The following is a 16,655-nucleotide window of genomic DNA, read 5'->3' as shown; positions in this document are numbered from 1 at the left end:
GCCTTGCGTGCTGCCGATGCCCATAGAGGCCAAAACAAGGAGAGGGGTCCTTCCGATGACATTCAAGAAAACGCTGACGGGTGCGTTGCTCGGCGCCATTCTGTCCACCACCGCGTTCCACGGCGCATTCGCCGCCGATGACACGATCAAGGTGGGCGTGCTGCATTCTCTGTCCGGCACCATGGCAATTTCCGAAACGACGCTGAAAGACGCCATGCTGATGCTCATCGAAGAGCAGAACAAGAAGGGCGGCGTTCTGGGCAAGAAGCTCGAAGCCGTCGTTGTCGACCCGGCTTCCGACTGGCCGCTGTTCGCCGAAAAGGCCCGCCAGCTGATTAGCCAAGACAAGGTTGCCGCCGTTTTCGGTTGCTGGACGTCTTCCTCGCGAAAGTCCGTTCTGCCGGTCTTCGAAGAGCTGAACTCCATTCTCTTCTACCCGGTGCAGTATGAGGGTGAAGAATCCTCGCGCAACATCTTCTACACGGGTGCCGCTCCGAACCAGCAGGCCATCCCCGCCGTCGATTACCTCGCCAGCACGGAAGGCGTCGAGCGCTGGGTTCTGGCCGGTACGGACTATGTCTATCCGCAGACCACCAACAAGATTCTGAAGGCCTACCTGATGTCGAAGGGCGTCAAGGAAGAGGACATCATGATCAACTATACGCCGTTCGGTCATTCCGACTGGCAGACGATCGTATCCGACATCAAGAAGTTCGGCTCCGCGGGCAAGAAGACCGCCGTGGTTTCCACCATCAACGGTGACGCCAACGTGCCGTTCTACAAGGAACTGGCAAACCAGGGCATCAAGGCCGAAGACATTCCGGTCGTCGCTTTCTCCGTCGGTGAAGAAGAGCTTGCCGGTCTGGACACCGGCCCGCTGGTCGGCCACCTCGCCGCCTGGAACTACTTCCAGTCCGTCGATGCTCCGGTCAATGCCGAGTTCATCAAGACCTGGCATGCGTTCACCAAGAACGACAAGCGCGTGACCAACGACCCGATGGAAGCCGCCTATATCGGTTTCAACGCATGGGTTAAGGCCGTCGAGGCTGCCGGCACGACCGACACGGACACGGTTCTCGACTCGATCATCGGCGTTTCGGTGCCGAACCTTTCGGGCGGTTACTCCACCGTCATGCCGAACCACCACATCACCAAGCCGGTGCTGATCGGTGAAATCCAGGCCGACGGCCAGTTCGACATCGTACAGCAGACCCCGCAGGTCGTGGGCGACGAGTGGTCGGACTACCTGCCGGACTCGAAGGATCTCATCTCCGATTGGCGCAAGCCGATGGAGTGCGGCAACTTCAACGTCGCCACCGGCAAGTGTGGCGGCAAGGGCAGCTGATAGGCGCGGGGAAGCTTGATGCCGGTCCGTGTTTCGTTCGGCCGGCATCATTTCCGCAAACTCGACGTCATCCTCGGGCTTGACCCGGGGATCCATGCCAAAGCGGTTTGGATGGACGGGTGAAGCTCTGCCCACGATGCAAACAGGCAGACTTGCGGCTGGTGTCATGGATCCCCGGGTCAAGCCCGAGGATGACGTCGAGAGGGGAGAATCCCTCGCGGCATGAAGGAAACCTCCTTCGTTATTGAATTCGCCTGCCACCCGCAGGCTTCCAAGGGGGACTTGGGACTATGTTTCTTCGTGTGCTGGCCCTGATCGGCCTTCTGTTCAGCCTCGTGACGCCATCCGTGGCGCAGAGCGATCCGAAAGCGTTGATCGACGCGCTCGGCACGGCGGATTTCAAGCAGGCTGAGGTCCTGATCGGCCAGATCGCCGCAACAGGCGATCCGCGTGTGGTGCCGCCGCTGGAAGCCTTTGCGGCCGGCGATCTCTATGTTCGCAAGGCCGACAATCTCGTCTTCATGGTCAAGCCCGCAGGCGCAAACTTCACGCTGGTCGATCCGCTCTCCGGCGAGAGCGCAGGCGAAGCGCCGAAGGCCGCTGTCACCAAGGTCAGGGTCAACAACAATCTTCGCCGCGTCATTCGCGCAGCGCTTGGCGGTCTGACGCTGCTCAGCCCGGAAAAATCCGTGAGGCTTTCGGCGGCGGATGCTGTTTTGAAGGCGCCAAGCGCAGAAAATCTCGAATTGCTGGAGGCGGCACTTGCCAAGGAAACCGACGCGCAGGTGCGCACGCGGATGGAAGAGGCGCGGGCGGTTTCGCTACTTTCCTCCGACCGGCCGGTTGATGCGAAGAAGGCCGCCGTTGAAACCATCAAAAGCATTGGCGGGCGCGACGCCATCAGCATTCTGATGGCGGCATCGCCTTCCGTCGATCCGAGCCTGAAAGGCGACATCGACGCTGCGATCGCTGATCTCGAAGGCTCACTCGCCTTCTGGGACAGCGTGCAGAATGTCTGGTACGGCCTGTCGCTCGGGTCCGTTCTTCTGCTGGCGGCCATCGGCCTTGCCATCACCTTCGGCGTGATGGGCATCATCAACATGGCGCATGGCGAGATGGTGATGATCGGCGCCTATTCCACCTTCATGGTGCAGGAGGTGATCCGCGCCAATTTCCCTGGTCTGTTCGACTGGTCGCTGGCCATTGCACTGCCGGTCGCCTTCCTCGTTACCGGCGCCATCGGCCTCGTCATGGAGCGCGGCGTCATCCGTTTTCTCTACGGCCGTCCGCTGGAAACGCTGCTGGCCACCTGGGGAATCTCGCTCATTCTGCAACAGGGCGTGCGTTCGATTTTCGGCCCGACCAACCGCGAGGTTGGCAGTCCGGGCTGGATGTCCGGTTCATTCAGCGTCGGTTATCTGAATTTCACCTGGAACCGGGTGTGGATCGTCGTCTTCTCGCTGTCGGTGTTCTTTGCGCTGCTGGTTCTGCTGAAGCGCTCGGCTTTCGGCCTGCAGATGCGCGCCGTGACCCAGAACCGCCGCATGGCGTCTTCCATGGGCATCAAGACGCCGTGGGTGGATGCCTTCACCTTCGCGCTCGGTTCGGGCGTTGCGGGACTTGCCGGGGTGGCACTCAGCCAGATCGATAACGTGTCGCCCAACCTCGGCCAGAGTTACATCATCGACAGCTTCATGGTGGTGGTGTTCGGCGGTGTCGGCAATCTGTGGGGAACGCTGGTGGGTGCGCTGTCGCTCGGCGTGCTCAACAAGTTCCTTGAGCCGACCGTCGGCGCGGTGCTCGGCAAGATCCTCGTTCTCGTCCTCATCATCCTGTTCATCCAGAAGCGGCCGCGCGGTCTCTTCGCACTCAAGGGAAGGGCGATCGAAGCATGATTACCGGCTTCCTCCTGCGCGCACTCGACCGGCGCATTTCCATCGCCATCGGCATCATTCTGGCCGTGGCACTGCTCATCCCGGCATCGAACCTGCTGCTGCCTGCCGACAACCCGCTGCATGTGCCGACCTACATGATGTCGATGCTTGGCAAGTATCTGGCCTATGCGCTTCTGGCGCTGGCGCTCGATCTGGTCTGGGGGTATTGCGGCATTCTCTCGCTTGGCCACGCAGCCTTCTTCGCGCTCGGCGGTTACGCCATGGGCATGTATCTGATGCGCCAGATCGGCACGCGTGGCGTCTACGGCCATCCGGTGCTGCCGGATTTCATGGTGTTCCTGAACTGGAAGGAGCTGCCGTGGTTCTGGCACGGGTTCGACATGTTCTGGTTTGCCGCAATCATGGTGCTGGTGGTGCCGGGGCTGCTGGCCTTCGTGTTCGGTTGGTTTGCGTTTCGCTCCCGCGTCAACGGCGTTTATCTATCGATCATCACACAGGCCATGACCTACGCCCTGCTGCTCGCCTTCTTCCGTAACGATATGGGTTTCGGCGGCAACAACGGCCTGACCGACTTCAAGGATATCCTCGGTTTTTCCGTGCAGGCGGATGGCACGCGTGCCGTGCTGTTTGCCATGACGGCCGTGATGCTGGCGCTGTCGCTTCTGATCGCGTCCGGCATCGTCAACTCCAAATTCGGCAAGGTGCTGGTTGGGGTGCGCGATGCGGAGAGCCGTGTGCGCTTTCTCGGTTTCCGCGTCGAAAACATCAAGCTCTTTACCTTCGTCGTTTCGGCGATGATGGCGGGCATCGCGGGTGCGCTGTTCGTGCCGCAGGTGGGCATCATCAACCCCGGCGAATTTTCGCCTGCCAACTCGATCGAAGTGGTGGTGTGGACGGCGGTGGGCGGTCGCGGCACGCTAATCGGGCCGATCATCGGCGCGGTGCTGGTCAATGGCGGGAAAAGCTATTTCACCGGCGCATTCCCCGAGTTCTGGCTGTTTGCGCTGGGCGGGCTTTTCATCGCGGTGACGCTGTTCTTCCCCAAGGGTATCGTCGGCACCATCCAGCATTATCTGGCCGGGCGGCGTGAAAAACGTGCGGCCCGTTCTGCTGGCGAGGGCAAGCCGGTGGGTAACGACGATGCGACCGCAGTGGCGCAACAGGCGGCGGAGTGAGGCGGACATGAATACGGTTTCCGAAAACAGATCGAAAAGCCTGCTCTATCTCGACGGCGTTTCCGTTTCCTTCGACGGGTTCAGGGCGCTGAACTCGCTGTCCTTCGTGGTCGAACCCGGTGAGCTTCGCGCCATCATCGGTCCCAACGGGGCGGGCAAGACGACGATGATGGATATCATCACCGGCAAGACACGACCGGATACCGGAACGGTACTGTTCGAGGACAGCATCGACCTGACGAAAAAGGACGAGGCGGATATCGCCCAGCTCGGCATCGGCCGCAAGTTCCAGAAGCCCACAGTGTTCGAAAGTCACACTGTCTGGGACAATCTGGAGCTGGCGCTGAACCGCAAGCGCGGCGTGTTCGCCACGCTGTTCTACCGTCTGACGAATGAGGACAAGGCGCGCATCGAGGAAATCCTCGCCACCGTGCGCCTCGGACATCGCCGCGACGATCTGGCCGCCAATCTCTCCCATGGCCAGAAACAGTGGCTGGAAATCGGCATGCTCTTGGCGCAGGAGCCGAAGCTGCTTCTGGTGGATGAGCCGGTGGCGGGGATGACGGATGCGGAGACAGCCGAGACAGCAGTGCTTTTGAAGGAAATCGCCAAGACGCGCTCCGTTGTGGTGGTGGAGCATGACATGGGCTTTATCCGCGAGCTTGGTGTGAAGGTGACGTGCCTTGCCGAAGGCTCCGTGCTGGCCGAAGGATCGATCGATTTCGTATCGAACGATCCGAAGGTGATCGAGAACTATCTGGGGCGGTGACATGCTGAACGTCGAAAACATCAATCTTCACTATGGCGCGGCGCAGGCGTTGCGCGGCATTTCGCTGAATGCGGAGATGGGCAAGATCACCTGCGTTCTGGGGCGCAACGGCGTGGGCAAGAGTTCGCTCCTGCGGGCCGTGACCGGGCAGCATGCCATCAGCGCCGGTTCGATTACATTTGGCGGCGAGGCGCTGAACGGGCTTGCGCCCTACCAGCGCGCCAAGCGCGGTGTCGGTTACGTGCCGCAGGGGCGCGAAATCTTTCCGCTGCTGACGGTGCAGGAAAATCTCGAAAGCGGTTATGCGCCGCTGCCGCGCAAGGACCGTTTCATTCCCGACGATATCTTCAGCCTGTTTCCGGTGCTGCAATCCATGTTGTCGCGTCGGGGTGGCGACCTTTCGGGTGGCCAGCAGCAGCAGCTTGCGATTGGTCGGGCGCTGGTGACGCGGCCGAAAATCCTCGTGCTGGACGAGCCGACCGAAGGCATCCAGCCGTCGATCATCAAGGATATCGGCCGGGCGATCAAATATCTGCGTGACAGCACCGGCATGGCGATCCTGCTGGTCGAGCAATATCTGGATTTCTGCCGCGAACTTGCCGATTACGTCTACATCATGGACCGCGGCGAGATCGTGCATGAGGGATTGGCCGAGACGCTGGATACGCCCGAAGCCCGGCGGCATCTGACAGTATAAATCCGTCTTTTTGCAGTGCGTGCCGATCACGCACTGCAAACGGCCGATTAATATTTTGAAAGTCTATGCGTCCCTGCATGGCTTTCATGCGGGATTTTAGCATTTTATTGAGGAAGAGCCTGTGTTATTGGCAGCGCAAATGCTGCATGCGAGACACAGATGAAGTCTATTCGCACGCCGCGACAGTTGATCCCTTACATTCCACGCACACTCGACTTAAAGTTCGGGGAACTGTGCCCAATAAAGGCGTGTCAATGAACCAAGACTTTGCAGTTGGCCGGACGTTCCGGCTGTTCCGCTCCGCTCGAATCCTCATCGCCGGTTTTGCGATCTGCGCGAGTACAGGCGTCGCAGCGTCGGCATCGACCTGCGGTCAGGTGCCCGGTGCCGGCATGGAGCCGGGCAGGCACGACTTTTCCATTCTTTCCAATGGTACAGAACGGCAGGGCGTCTATTTCGTTCCATCCGCCTATGATGGAAAAAAGCCACTACCGGTGGTGTTCGATTTCCATGGTTCCAACAGCAACGCGCATGGGCAGCTGAACCGCAGCGGCTGGGACAAGCTGGCGGAGCGTGACGGCGTTGTTGTCGTGGCGCTTCAGGGCAGCCTGAACGGCGAGCTGCAGGGGACGCATGCCTGGAACGTTCCCGGCGTGACCACGCGTCCCGGCGGGCTGGACGAAGTCACCTATATCCATGACGCCATCGACATGGTAAAGGGCAAGTTCTGCGTGGATGAAGAGCGTTTCTTCGGTTCGGGTTACTCCGGCGGCGGGCGCATGCTCTCGCAGTTCCTCTGCAGCGGCAGCAATGATTTTACGGCGGCTGGATTCGTCGCGTCGCTGCGTGCCGGTTATCCGGTCGAGATCGAGGGCAAGTGGGGTCCGGACGCCGCCAGCTGCAAGCCGGCGCGGCCGATGTCGATCATCGCGTTTGCAGGTACGAAGGATCCGGCCAACCCCTATCAGGGCGGCGGCAAGTCCTATTGGCAATATGGCGGTGAGACGGCGCTGAAACGCTGGGCCGAGCTGGATGGCTGCAAGGGCGGCGCAAAGAGCAAGGCGGGCGAGAGTTTCACGGTTAATTCCTTTGACGTGTGCAAGTCCGGCGCACGCATCCATTCCTATGTCATCGACAACTGGGATCATGCCTGGCCGCGCGCCACCATGAAGGCCGAAGTGCTGGCCGCATCCGCCATCGTTACCCGCAAGCCGGGCAGCAGCGATCAGGCGCCGAAGGTGCAACCTGCCGTCGAGCGCAAGATGCCCACAGGTGAGGTGACACGGACGGTTGATGCGGCTGAAAGAATGTGGGATTTCTTCCGTAATACGGAAGGGCAGCTGGTGGTGGACGCGGTCGTGAAAAAGGACTGCGTTGCGAAGGTGGGGGCCGCTTCCGCAAGCACCCCGGAGACATCGTGCAACCAGAGCAGCAACGCATCCGCCCTTCCGTCCAGCAAGGCAGTGAACATGCCCCTCAGCAACGTGCCCGCGGACGAGGGCGCATTGTAACCAAGGCGGTCGAAGGCCGTGGCCGGCTTGATGAACTGTTTCAGGAAGGCTGCGCCAAGATACGCCTGCCCGATACATTCTCGAACGAGATCGAGGCGATCCTCATCAATTCCTCCGGTGGGCTGACCGGCGGCGACCAGATCGAGTGGCGGGCGGATGCCGCGGCCGGAACATCGCTGGTCGTGACGACGCAGGCCTGCGAAAAGGTCTACAAGGCATCCTCCGGCACAGCGGCCGTTACGGCGCGCATGTCCGCAGGGCCGGGGGCAAAACTGCACTGGCTGCCGCAGGAAACCATCCTCTTCGACCAATCCTCCCTGACCCGCAGGCTGGAAGCGGACCTCGACGCCTCGGCCGAATTCATCGCCGTGGAGGCGGTTCTGCTCGGACGTCAGGCCATGGGCGAGGCGATGGACAGGGGCTTTTTCCGCGACCGCTGGCGTGTTCGTCACGGTGGGAGGCTCGTGCACGCCGAGGAGCTGCTGCTTGACGGAAATGTATCGGAACTGACGGCGAAAGCGGCGGTTCTCGGCGGGCAGGTGGCCTTTGCCACCATTCTCTATATCGGACCGCTGGCCGAATCCCATCTCGCGAAAATTCGCGATCTGGTCGGTGGGAATGGCGGGGCCAGCGAGTGGCAGGGCAAGCTTGTCATCCGCGTTTCCGCAACCGATGGCTTCTCCCTCAGAAAAATACTCTTTCCGGTCATTTCGCTCTTGCGAAATGGCGCGTCAGTGCCGAAAGTCTGGAATCTGTAAAGCTTCACAGTTTGGGACGACGATGAACCTTAGCCCTCGAGAAAAAGACAAGCTTCTGATTTCCATGGCCGCCATGGTGGCGCGCCGCCGCCTGGAGCGCGGCGTGAAGCTGAATTACCCGGAAGCCATTGCGCTGATTACCGATTTCGTCGTGGAAGGCGCGCGCGACGGCCGTGCGGTTGCCGATCTGATGGAAGCGGGCGCGCATGTCATTTCCCGCGATCAGGTGATGGAAGGCATTGCCGAAATGATCCATGACGTTCAGGTGGAAGCGACGTTTCCGGACGGCACGAAGCTCGTGACCGTGCACGAACCGATCCGGTAAGGAGAAGGAGCGGCCATGGCGCTGGAACTTCGGCCCAACTGCGAATGCTGTGACCGCGATCTTCCGCCGGAAAGCATCGAGGCAATGATCTGCTCGTTCGAATGCACCTATTGCGCTGATTGTGCGACGGGCGTTCTTTCCGGTGCCTGTCCGAATTGCGGCGGTGAGCTGGTTCGCAGGCCGATCAGGCCCGCCGCCAAGCTCGTCAACAATCCGGCCTCGACAAAACGGATTCTGAAAGCCGAAGGGTGCGCACCAGTCAAAGCCGCCTGATACAAGATCGCTTGAGATATAATATAAGGGGAACACCATGATACCAGGCGAAATCATTGCTGCGGAGGGCAGCATCGAACTGAATGCCGGTCAGCCGACCGTGACGATTGCCGTTGCCAATACCGGCGACCGTCCGGTGCAGGTCGGCAGTCACTATCATTTCGCGGAAACAAACGCTGGTCTTGCATTTGATCGCGACAAGGCGCGCGGCATGCGTCTCGATATTCCTGCGGGAACCGCGGTGCGTTTCGAGCCGGGCCAGAAGCGTGAGGTGACGCTGGTGCCGCTTTCCGGCAAACGGGAAGTCTATGGTTTCCGCCAGCAGGTCATGGGGAAGCTCTGATATGGCGACCGCTCATTATCATGGAAGCTGCCAGTGCGGCGCGGTCGAGTTCGAGGTCGATGCCGATCTCGATCACACGGTCGTCTGCAACTGCTCGCGCTGCAAGCGCCTCGGTTCCACTCTGGCCTTCGCGCCGAAGGACAAGTTCACGCTGCTTTCCGGCGAGAACAAGCTGACTGAATATCTGTTCAACAGGAACAAGATCCATCATCTGTTCTGCGCGACCTGTGGCATCGAAAGTTTCGCTTATGCCGACGGACCGGATGGAACGCCGATGGTGGCGGTCAACGCGAATTGTCTCGATGGTGTCGATCCGCGTGCGTTGAAGCCGCAGGCATTTGACGGCGCTGCGGCGTGAGGTCGGCGCCCATGAAGCGGTTGATGTCCGGTCTTGTCGCAACCATGCTGCTGCTTCTGTCAGGCGGCGCGGTTTTGCCTGCTCTGGCTGAGGATGCGCCTGATTGCAAGGAGCCGCAAACGCAGGCCGATATGACCTATTGCGCCGGTGTGGACTACGAAAAGGCCGACAAGGAATTGAACGCCGAATACCAGAAGCTGCGCAAGGTGCTGGCCGAGCGGGACAAGAATGCCGACGAGGCCGGTAAAGGCGCGACCGAAGCGCTGGTCGCTGCGCAGCGCGCCTGGGTGGCGTTTCGTGACGTCAATTGCGATTTCCACGGCTTTCAGGCCCGCGGAGGAACGATGGAGCCGATGCTGGTTTCCGCCTGCCTTGCCGACATGAGCAGCAAGCGGGCAGCCGAACTGCGCGAACTTTCGGAAGGTTTCTGAAGGGTATGGCGCGTCGTATCATGATTGTCGGAAACGGGGAGATACCGCAGGGGATGGCCGATTTCATCGACCTTTCCGATATGGTGATCCGTTTCAACGACTGCCGGTCTGTCGGGCCGGGTGGCCGCCGGACCGATATCGTTGCCGTGTGCAACACCGGGCGGCCCGGCAAGGCGATGGCAGAAGGCGACGACTGGCGCCGCCTCGAGGCCGTGCGGCAGGCATCCGCCATCTGGTCGGTTCGCGATCCCGCGAAGTTTGCCGAGATGGAGCCGGACATCCTCGAGAAGTGGCCGGAACTCGATGATTTCTGTGCCGATTACAGCGCGGGTTTCGCAGCCATCGCGGATCAGACGGGCAAGGATCATGTTGTCATTCCGCGTGCCATCCACGAGCAGATGGATGCGGCGTTGCAGGCCTATTCGCCCGAGCCTTATGTCTGTCCCAGCAGCGGCATGATCGCCATCGCCCATGTTCTGGAAGAGAACGGAACGGCCGGTGACAATCTTGCGCTTGCCGGTTTCGGCCATGAAGGCTGGAGCGGACACCCGTTTGCCGCCGAACGCCAGCTGGTCGATGCCCTCATCAATCAGGGTCGTTTGACCCGAATTTCCAATTTATCGATTTTCTCCGCGTCCCAAGGAGCCTGAGCCCATGTCTTACAAGATTTCCCGTGCCGCCTATGCCAGCATGTTCGGCCCGACCCTGGGCGACAAGGTTCGTCTGGCCGATACCGAACTCTTCATCGAGATCGAGAAGGATTTCACCACCTACGGCGAGGAAGTGAAGTTCGGCGGCGGCAAGGTCATTCGTGACGGCATGGGCCAGAGCCAGGCGACCCGCGGCGAAGGCGCTGTCGATACCGTCATCACCAATGTCGTCATCGTTGACCATAGCGGCATCTACAAGGCCGATGTCGGTTTGAAGGACGGCCGAATCCATGGCATTGGCAAGGCGGGCAACCCGGATACGCAGCCGGGCGTGACGATCATCGTCGGCCCCTCGACGGAAGCGATTGCAGGCGAAGGCAAGATCCTGACCGCTGGCGGCATGGACGCGCATATCCACTACATCTGCCCGCAGCAGATCGAGGAAGCGCTGATGAGCGGCGTGACCACCATGCTGGGCGGCGGTTCCGGCCCCGCGCATGGCACGCTTGCCACCACCTGCACAGGCGCATGGCACATCGAGCGTATGATCGAAAGCTTCGATGCCTTTCCGATGAACCTTGCGCTGGCGGGCAAGGGCAATGCCTCGCTGCCTGCGCCGCTGGAAGAAATGATTCTTGCCGGTGCCTCCTCGCTGAAGCTGCATGAGGACTGGGGCACGACGCCTGCCGCCATCGACAACTGCCTGACGGTCGCCGACGCCTTCGACGTGCAGGTGATGATCCACACCGATACGCTGAACGAGAGCGGTTTCGTGGAAGACACGGTTGCCGCCATCCGCGGCCGCACCATCCATGCCTTCCATACCGAAGGTGCGGGCGGTGGCCACGCGCCCGATATCATCAAGGTCTGCGGCAATCCGAACGTCATTCCGTCTTCGACCAATCCGACGCGGCCCTATACGGTCAACACGCTCGCCGAGCATCTCGACATGCTGATGGTGTGCCACCACCTGTCGCCCTCGATCCCTGAAGACATCGCCTTTGCCGAAAGCCGTATCCGCAAGGAAACCATCGCGGCGGAAGACATTCTGCACGATATCGGCGCGTTCTCGATCATTTCCTCAGACAGTCAGGCCATGGGCCGCGTCGGCGAAGTCGCGATCCGCACCTGGCAGACGGCGGACAAGATGAAGCGCCAGCGTGGCCGTCTGAAGGAAGAAACCGGCGAGAACGACAATTTCCGCGTCCGCCGCTACGTGGCGAAATACACCATCAACCCGGCCATCGCGCATGGCATCAGCCACGAGATCGGCTCCGTCGAGGTCGGCAAGCGTGCCGATCTGGTGCTGTGGAACCCGGCTTTCTTTGGTGTGAAGCCGGAAATGGTGCTGCTCGGCGGCTCGATTGCCGCCGCGCCGATGGGCGATCCCAACGCCTCGATCCCGACGCCGCAGCCGATGCATTACCGGCCGATGTTTGCCGCCTATGGCAAGCTGCGTACCAATTCCTCCGTTACCTTCGTGTCGCAGGCGTCTCTGGATGCGGGCCTTGCCCAGCGCCTTGGCGTTGCCAAGAAGCTGCTTGCCGTGAAGAACGTGCGCGGTGGCATTTCCAAGGCGTCGATGATCCACAATTCGCTGACACCGCATATCGAGGTGGACCCGGAAACCTACGAGGTGCGCGCCGATGGTGAGTTGCTGACCTGCGAACCGGCGACGGTTCTGCCGATGGCGCAGCGCTATTTCCTGTTCTGATCGGTTTCTCCGATCCTGCCGTTTACCGGTACGACAATTGTGCATAGCAGTTGTCCGGTGGACGGTTTTTGCGTTTTTTGTGCTGCATTGCGGCAGGTTTTGCGCTAAGCGGACGGGACAATAATTCCGCGCGGATTGTTCCCAAGCTTTGCCGCGCCACAACGCCAGATCAGGAGAAAAGACATGCTCGGCAAAAAAGTGCCCGCCGTTACCTTCCGCACGCGCGTTCGCGACGAAGCCGTTGGTGGCCCGAACCCGTTCCGTTGGCAGGACGTGACCTCCGATGATTACTTCAAGGGCAAGAAGGTCGTTCTCTTCTCGCTGCCGGGCGCTTTCACGCCGACATGCTCGACGTTCCAGCTGCCCGATTTCGAAAAGCTGGCGCCGGAATTCCGTGCGCTTGGCGTCGATGAAATTTATTGCCTGTCCGTCAACGATGCTTTCGTGATGAACGCATGGGCCAAGGGTCAGAACCTCGAAAACGTCAAGGTCATTCCGGACGGTTCGGGCGAGTTCACCCGCAAGATGGGCATGCTGGTTGCCAAGGACAATCTCGGTTTCGGCATGCGCTCCTGGCGTTACGCGGCCGTCGTCAACGATGGCGTTGTCGAGCAGTGGTTCGAGGAAGAAGGTTATTCGGACAATTGCGAATCCGATCCATATGGCGTTTCCTCGCCGCAGAACATTCTTGAAAACCTCAAGGCTCGCGCTGCGGCCTGAGTTCGGTTTTCGAGTTTTATGAAAGGCCCGGCAGCAATGCCGGGCCTTTGTCATTTTGGCGGCAAACGCGCCTTGAAATCGGCCTCGCAATCCGCCAAAAATCGGAACCCCAAGACTGTTTCTGAAACGGATCATCCCATGCTGCGCGTCACCTCCTATCTTCCCGCTGGAACCCCTGCCGACGAGCCGTCCGGTTACGTGACGCTTGCGCACGACCAGCGCCATCTGCGTCGCAAGCTGCTGCATCTCCAGAACGACGAAATGGTGATGCTGGACCTGAAGGAAGCGGTGCTGTTTGCCCATGGCGATCTGCTGGTGGTGGAGAACGGCGATCTGGTCGAGGTTCGCGCATCTGACGAAAAGCTGTTCGAAATCAAGGCAAAAGACCGCCTGCACCTGATCGAGCTGGCCTGGCACCTGGGCAACCGGCACCTGTCGGCGCAGATCGAGGAGGAGCGTATTCTCATCCTGCGCGACCACGTCATCCGCGCTATGCTGGAAGGTCTTGGTGCGACGGTGCGGGACGTGGAAGAGCCGTTCCAGCCTGCACGCGGCGCCTATCATTCCCATGGTGGCCATTCGCACGGGCATCATCATGACCATGGGCATGGCCACCATCACCACGACCACGGCTGAGCATGAGTGAAAATCGTGATGTGGGCGCGCTGCTGCGCCTGCTGGCATGGATGTCGCCCGCGTTTCCCGTCGGCGCGTTTTCCTATTCCGGCGGTCTGGAAAAGGCCGTCGAGGACCGGCGCGTGCACGATGCGGCGAGCCTCGGCGACTGGGTGGAGACGCTGCTGACCCACGGGGCGCTATGGAACGACGCCGTTTTCCTGAGCGACGCCTGGCGTCATACGGGCGATGGCGCCTCCTTGCAGGATGCGGCCGATCTGGCACTGGCGCTGGCGGGGTCCGCGGAACGTCACCGCGAGACGCTGCTGCTTGGCACCGCTTTCGTTGGCGCGGCTCGAGCATGGCCGCATGCTGTGTTCGAGCATCTGCCGAAACAGACGCCATACCCCGTCGCGGTCGGCGCTGTCGCGGGTGCTCATGGTGTTCCTCTCGTGGACGCCATTGCCGCCTATCTGCATTCGGGCGTGGCGCAGATCGTTTCCGCGGGTATCCGGCTTGGCGTTGCAGGCCAGACGGATGGGGTTGCCATTCTGGCGCAGAGCGAGCGGCTTGTGGCGGAAACAGCGGCGCGGGCAGCGTCGACGACGCTTGACGATCTCGGCAGTGCGACCATCATCGCCGACACGGCCACCATGCGCCATGAAACGCAGGCGACACGGCTTTTCCGCTCCTGATCCGCACCTCTTCCGCAACGCAGCATGATCGCGCTTGAAGCGCCGGAGCGAGGCGTTATTGTGACAACAAATACGAAGCATTTCGAAGGGAACAACATCATGAAATCGGGAAATGGTCCGCTTCGCATCGGCATCGGCGGGCCGGTCGGTTCCGGCAAGACGGCGCTGACGGAGAAACTGTGCAAGGCGATGAGTGCCGATTATTCCGTCGCGGTCGTCACCAACGACATCTACACCAAGGAAGATGCCGAGGCGCTGGTGCGCATGCAGGCGCTGCCCTCCGAGCGCATTGTCGGCGTGGAAACGGGCGGCTGCCCGCATACGGCGATCCGTGAGGATGCGACCATCAATCTGCAGGCGATTGCCGGTCTGAACGAACGTTTCCCCGATCTCGACGTGATCTTCATCGAATCCGGCGGCGACAATCTGGCAGCGACTTTTTCGCCCGATCTCGCAGATATCACCATCTATGTGATTTCCGTCTGTCAGGGTGAGGAAATTCCGCGCAAGGGCGGGCCGGGCATCACCCGCTCCGATCTGCTGGTCATCAACAAGAAGGATCTGGCGCCTTACGTCGGAGCCGATCTCGGCGTGATGGAAAGCGATGCAACCCGCATGCGCAATACCATGCCATTCGTCTTCACCGACATGAAGCGCGGCGACGGCATCGACCGCATCGTCGGGTTTTTGAAAGAGCATGGCGGACTTTAAGCGATGAGCATGCAGCGCCGTTTCGGTGGCTACGACATCCAGCGGTTTGTCGATGGCGTCTACAAGGCACCGGTGGAGCATCTTGTGCACCGGGACGGCGAGGCGGCGCTTGGCGCTGCACTTGCCGGCTTCGATGGCAAGATGGTCGACATGGATGTGAACTGTTTCACCCTGTCCGGTCCGGATGGGCTGTCGTTGATCGATGCCGGTTGCGGCACCGCCTGGGGCGGGGATTACGGACATGCGCGTGCGGCAATGATTGCGGCTGGCTTTCAGCCGCAGGACGTCTCGCGTGTTCTGCTGACGCATATTCACGGCGATCATGCGTTGGGTCTGTTCGAGGGCGATGCGTGTTATTTTCCCAATGCGGAAATATGGGCACCGGAAACCGATCTGGCATTTTTCACCAGTGAGGAAGAGCGCAGCAAATTGCCGTCCGCGCGCCAGGGAGCGTTCGATATCGTCGCCCGGCTGGTCGACGTCTACGGAGACAGGGTGCGGCCGATACCCGCGGGCCGGGTCGCCGACGGCATGGAGGCCATTCCGTTACCCGGCCACACGCCGGGGCATACGGGATATCTGGTGGGCGAAGGGGCGGACCGGCTGCTGCTGTGGGGTGACGTCCTGCACAGCGTGGATTTTCAGTCGGCCGATCCGGCCGTCGGCGTGATTTACGATATCGATCAGCAACTTGCCTATGACACGCGTCTGACCGCTTTGAACGACGCGGCTGAGAATGGGTGGGTGGTATGCGGTGGGCATCTGACCGGATTTTTCCGGATCAACCGCGAGGATGGCGCGTTTCGCTTCGTGCCGGAATAAGCACCACCCGCCCGTAAAAGATGAGGGCGGAATGCCTCCCAGCATTCCGCCCGCCGCCCTCTCCCTGACGATTGCTAAAACCGCACAGCGATTTTCACAGCTGTTTCAGGGCAGCGACATCGTTGACCTGAACGATGCGGCCCCGGACGGTCACGCCCGCCTTTTTCAAGGCGGAAAAGGCGCGCGACAAGGCTTCCGGAGCAAGGCCGAGCTTGCCGGCCAGCAGGCTTTTCTGGAAGGGCAGGCGCAGCGAAAAGGATGCGGCGTCGCGCGGACCCTGATTGAGCAGATAGTGCGCGACACGTTGCGGCGCGGTCTGTAGCCGGTCATTGGCCACACATTCCATGCTGCCGAGCAGGCTGTTCGACATGCAGCGCATGACGGCCTTGGCTATTGCCGGCTCCTGATCGATGAGGATCCGGATCCTCTCCAGCTCGAAGCGTGCAAGGGTGGCATTCTCCGCAGCCTGGGCATTGAAGCGATACGTGTCGCTGCCGAAGATCAGGCATTCGTTGAAGGTATCGCCGGGGCCGCAGATACGGATGTCCGCTTCGCGCCCGTGCCGGTCGAGGCGGTAAAGGCGCACATAGCCGGTCAGCACGCAATAGAAGTGCTGGGCGCTTTCGCCTTCCTTGAAAATGACATTACGGGCACTGGCGCTGGCGACGGAGGCCGAATCCATCAGTCTCAAGGCCGCCGTATCATCGGAAATTCCGAGCAGCGGCGCCCGCAGCAGAATGTTCCGGTCCTTGTTGCTCAGCTTGACAGTCTTGTTCATGTCCCTGCGGCTCCCACACAACCCCATAGCCGGGCTGTTCGAAGCAACGCGGAATCCTGTCTGTGCCCGC

20 protein-coding genes are annotated in these 16,655 nt (G+C 60.8%); 19 read left to right on the top strand and 1 reads right to left on the bottom strand.

From position 1 onward, the window contains the following. Positions 1-55 precede the first annotated feature (55 nt). The 19 genes from urtA to N7578_RS20095 all read left to right on the top strand — a co-directional run bounded on the left by urtA (position 56) and on the right by N7578_RS20095 (position 15,807). Positions 56-1,345 carry an urea ABC transporter substrate-binding protein gene (gene urtA, locus N7578_RS20185; protein WP_311112006.1) on the top strand — a complete coding sequence of 430 codons (1,290 nt, stop codon included), beginning with the start codon at positions 56-58 and terminating at the stop codon, positions 1,343-1,345. A gap of 290 nt (positions 1,346-1,635) precedes the next feature. Beyond that, positions 1,636-3,240 carry an urea ABC transporter permease subunit UrtB gene (urtB, locus tag N7578_RS20180; RefSeq protein ID WP_311112005.1) on the top strand — a complete coding sequence of 535 codons (1,605 nt, stop codon included), beginning with the start codon at positions 1,636-1,638 and terminating at the stop codon, positions 3,238-3,240. After that, positions 3,237-4,415: an urea ABC transporter permease subunit UrtC gene (urtC, locus tag N7578_RS20175; protein ID WP_311112004.1), complete on the top strand. Its 1,179-nt coding sequence runs from the start codon at positions 3,237-3,239 to the stop codon at positions 4,413-4,415. The genes urtB and urtC overlap by 4 nt, the downstream gene beginning before the upstream one ends. A 7-nt stretch (positions 4,416-4,422) precedes the next feature. Beyond that, positions 4,423-5,184: an urea ABC transporter ATP-binding protein UrtD gene (gene urtD, locus N7578_RS20170; RefSeq protein WP_311112003.1), complete on the top strand. Its 762-nt coding sequence runs from the start codon at positions 4,423-4,425 to the stop codon at positions 5,182-5,184. A gap of 1 nt (position 5,185) precedes the next feature. After that, positions 5,186-5,881, top strand: a complete 696-nt coding sequence (urtE, locus tag N7578_RS20165; protein ID WP_311112002.1) for an urea ABC transporter ATP-binding subunit UrtE — start codon at positions 5,186-5,188, stop codon at positions 5,879-5,881. A 254-nt stretch (positions 5,882-6,135) separates the two neighbouring features. Then, entirely contained in the window at positions 6,136-7,392 is a 1,257-nt protein-coding gene (locus N7578_RS20160) for a polyhydroxybutyrate depolymerase (protein ID WP_311112001.1), read from the top strand. Next, positions 7,320-8,150, top strand: coding sequence for an urease accessory protein UreD (locus N7578_RS20155; protein ID WP_311112570.1), 831 nt, complete (start codon positions 7,320-7,322; stop codon positions 8,148-8,150). The genes N7578_RS20160 and N7578_RS20155 overlap by 73 nt, the downstream gene beginning before the upstream one ends. Before the next feature lie 22 nt (positions 8,151-8,172). After that, positions 8,173-8,475, top strand: coding sequence for an urease subunit gamma (locus N7578_RS20150; protein WP_003491738.1), 303 nt, complete (start codon positions 8,173-8,175; stop codon positions 8,473-8,475). 15 nt (positions 8,476-8,490) lie between these two features. Next, on the top strand, positions 8,491-8,748 hold the full coding sequence (locus N7578_RS20145; protein WP_311112000.1) for a DUF1272 domain-containing protein: 258 nt from the start codon (positions 8,491-8,493) through the stop codon (positions 8,746-8,748). Between the two features lie 37 nt (positions 8,749-8,785). Beyond that, positions 8,786-9,091: an urease subunit beta gene (locus N7578_RS20140; protein WP_311111999.1), complete on the top strand. Its 306-nt coding sequence runs from the start codon at positions 8,786-8,788 to the stop codon at positions 9,089-9,091. A gap of 1 nt (position 9,092) precedes the next feature. Further along, positions 9,093-9,449: a GFA family protein gene (locus tag N7578_RS20135; protein ID WP_311111998.1), complete on the top strand. Its 357-nt coding sequence runs from the start codon at positions 9,093-9,095 to the stop codon at positions 9,447-9,449. A gap of 11 nt (positions 9,450-9,460) precedes the next feature. Next, complete coding sequence (locus N7578_RS20130) at positions 9,461-9,880, top strand: lysozyme inhibitor LprI family protein (protein WP_422646717.1); 420 nt, start codon at positions 9,461-9,463, stop codon at positions 9,878-9,880. 5 nt (positions 9,881-9,885) lie between these two features. Beyond that, a complete protein-coding gene (locus N7578_RS20125; protein ID WP_311111997.1) occupies positions 9,886-10,530 on the top strand; it encodes a Urease operon accessory protein in 645 nt (214 codons plus the stop codon). Positions 10,531-10,534: 4 nt separating this feature from the next. After that, positions 10,535-12,244: an urease subunit alpha gene (gene ureC, locus N7578_RS20120; RefSeq protein WP_311111996.1), complete on the top strand. Its 1,710-nt coding sequence runs from the start codon at positions 10,535-10,537 to the stop codon at positions 12,242-12,244. 183 nt (positions 12,245-12,427) lie between these two features. Next, positions 12,428-12,964 carry a peroxiredoxin gene (locus N7578_RS20115; protein ID WP_311111995.1) on the top strand — a complete coding sequence of 179 codons (537 nt, stop codon included), beginning with the start codon at positions 12,428-12,430 and terminating at the stop codon, positions 12,962-12,964. Positions 12,965-13,102: 138 nt separating this feature from the next. Further along, the gene (ureE, locus tag N7578_RS20110; protein ID WP_311111994.1) at positions 13,103-13,600 is read left to right on the top strand and encodes an urease accessory protein UreE; all 498 of its coding nucleotides are present in this window, start codon (positions 13,103-13,105) and stop codon (positions 13,598-13,600) included. 2 nt (positions 13,601-13,602) lie between these two features. Further along, on the top strand, positions 13,603-14,274 hold the full coding sequence (locus N7578_RS20105) for an urease accessory protein UreF (RefSeq protein ID WP_311111993.1): 672 nt from the start codon (positions 13,603-13,605) through the stop codon (positions 14,272-14,274). 99 nt (positions 14,275-14,373) lie between these two features. Then, complete coding sequence (gene ureG / locus N7578_RS20100; protein WP_311111992.1) at positions 14,374-14,985, top strand: urease accessory protein UreG; 612 nt, start codon at positions 14,374-14,376, stop codon at positions 14,983-14,985. Positions 14,986-14,988: 3 nt separating this feature from the next. Continuing rightward, positions 14,989-15,807, top strand: a complete 819-nt coding sequence (locus N7578_RS20095) for an AidB family quorum-quenching N-acyl homoserine lactonase (protein WP_311111991.1) — start codon at positions 14,989-14,991, stop codon at positions 15,805-15,807. Positions 15,808-15,901: 94 nt separating this feature from the next. Here N7578_RS20095 and N7578_RS20090 read toward each other — a convergent pair whose 3' ends face one another. Continuing rightward, positions 15,902-16,585 (bottom strand): Crp/Fnr family transcriptional regulator, encoded by a 684-nt coding sequence (locus N7578_RS20090; RefSeq protein ID WP_311111990.1) that lies wholly within the window; start codon positions 16,583-16,585, stop codon positions 15,902-15,904. Positions 16,586-16,655: the final 70 nt, after the last annotated feature.

It is taken from the genome of Agrobacterium tumefaciens, from assembly GCF_031801495.1.
Classification (GTDB): domain Bacteria; phylum Pseudomonadota; class Alphaproteobacteria; order Rhizobiales; family Rhizobiaceae; genus Agrobacterium; species Agrobacterium tumefaciens_K.
Note: the sequence above shows the minus strand (reverse complement) of the source record. Positions and strands in the feature narration are given on the sequence as shown.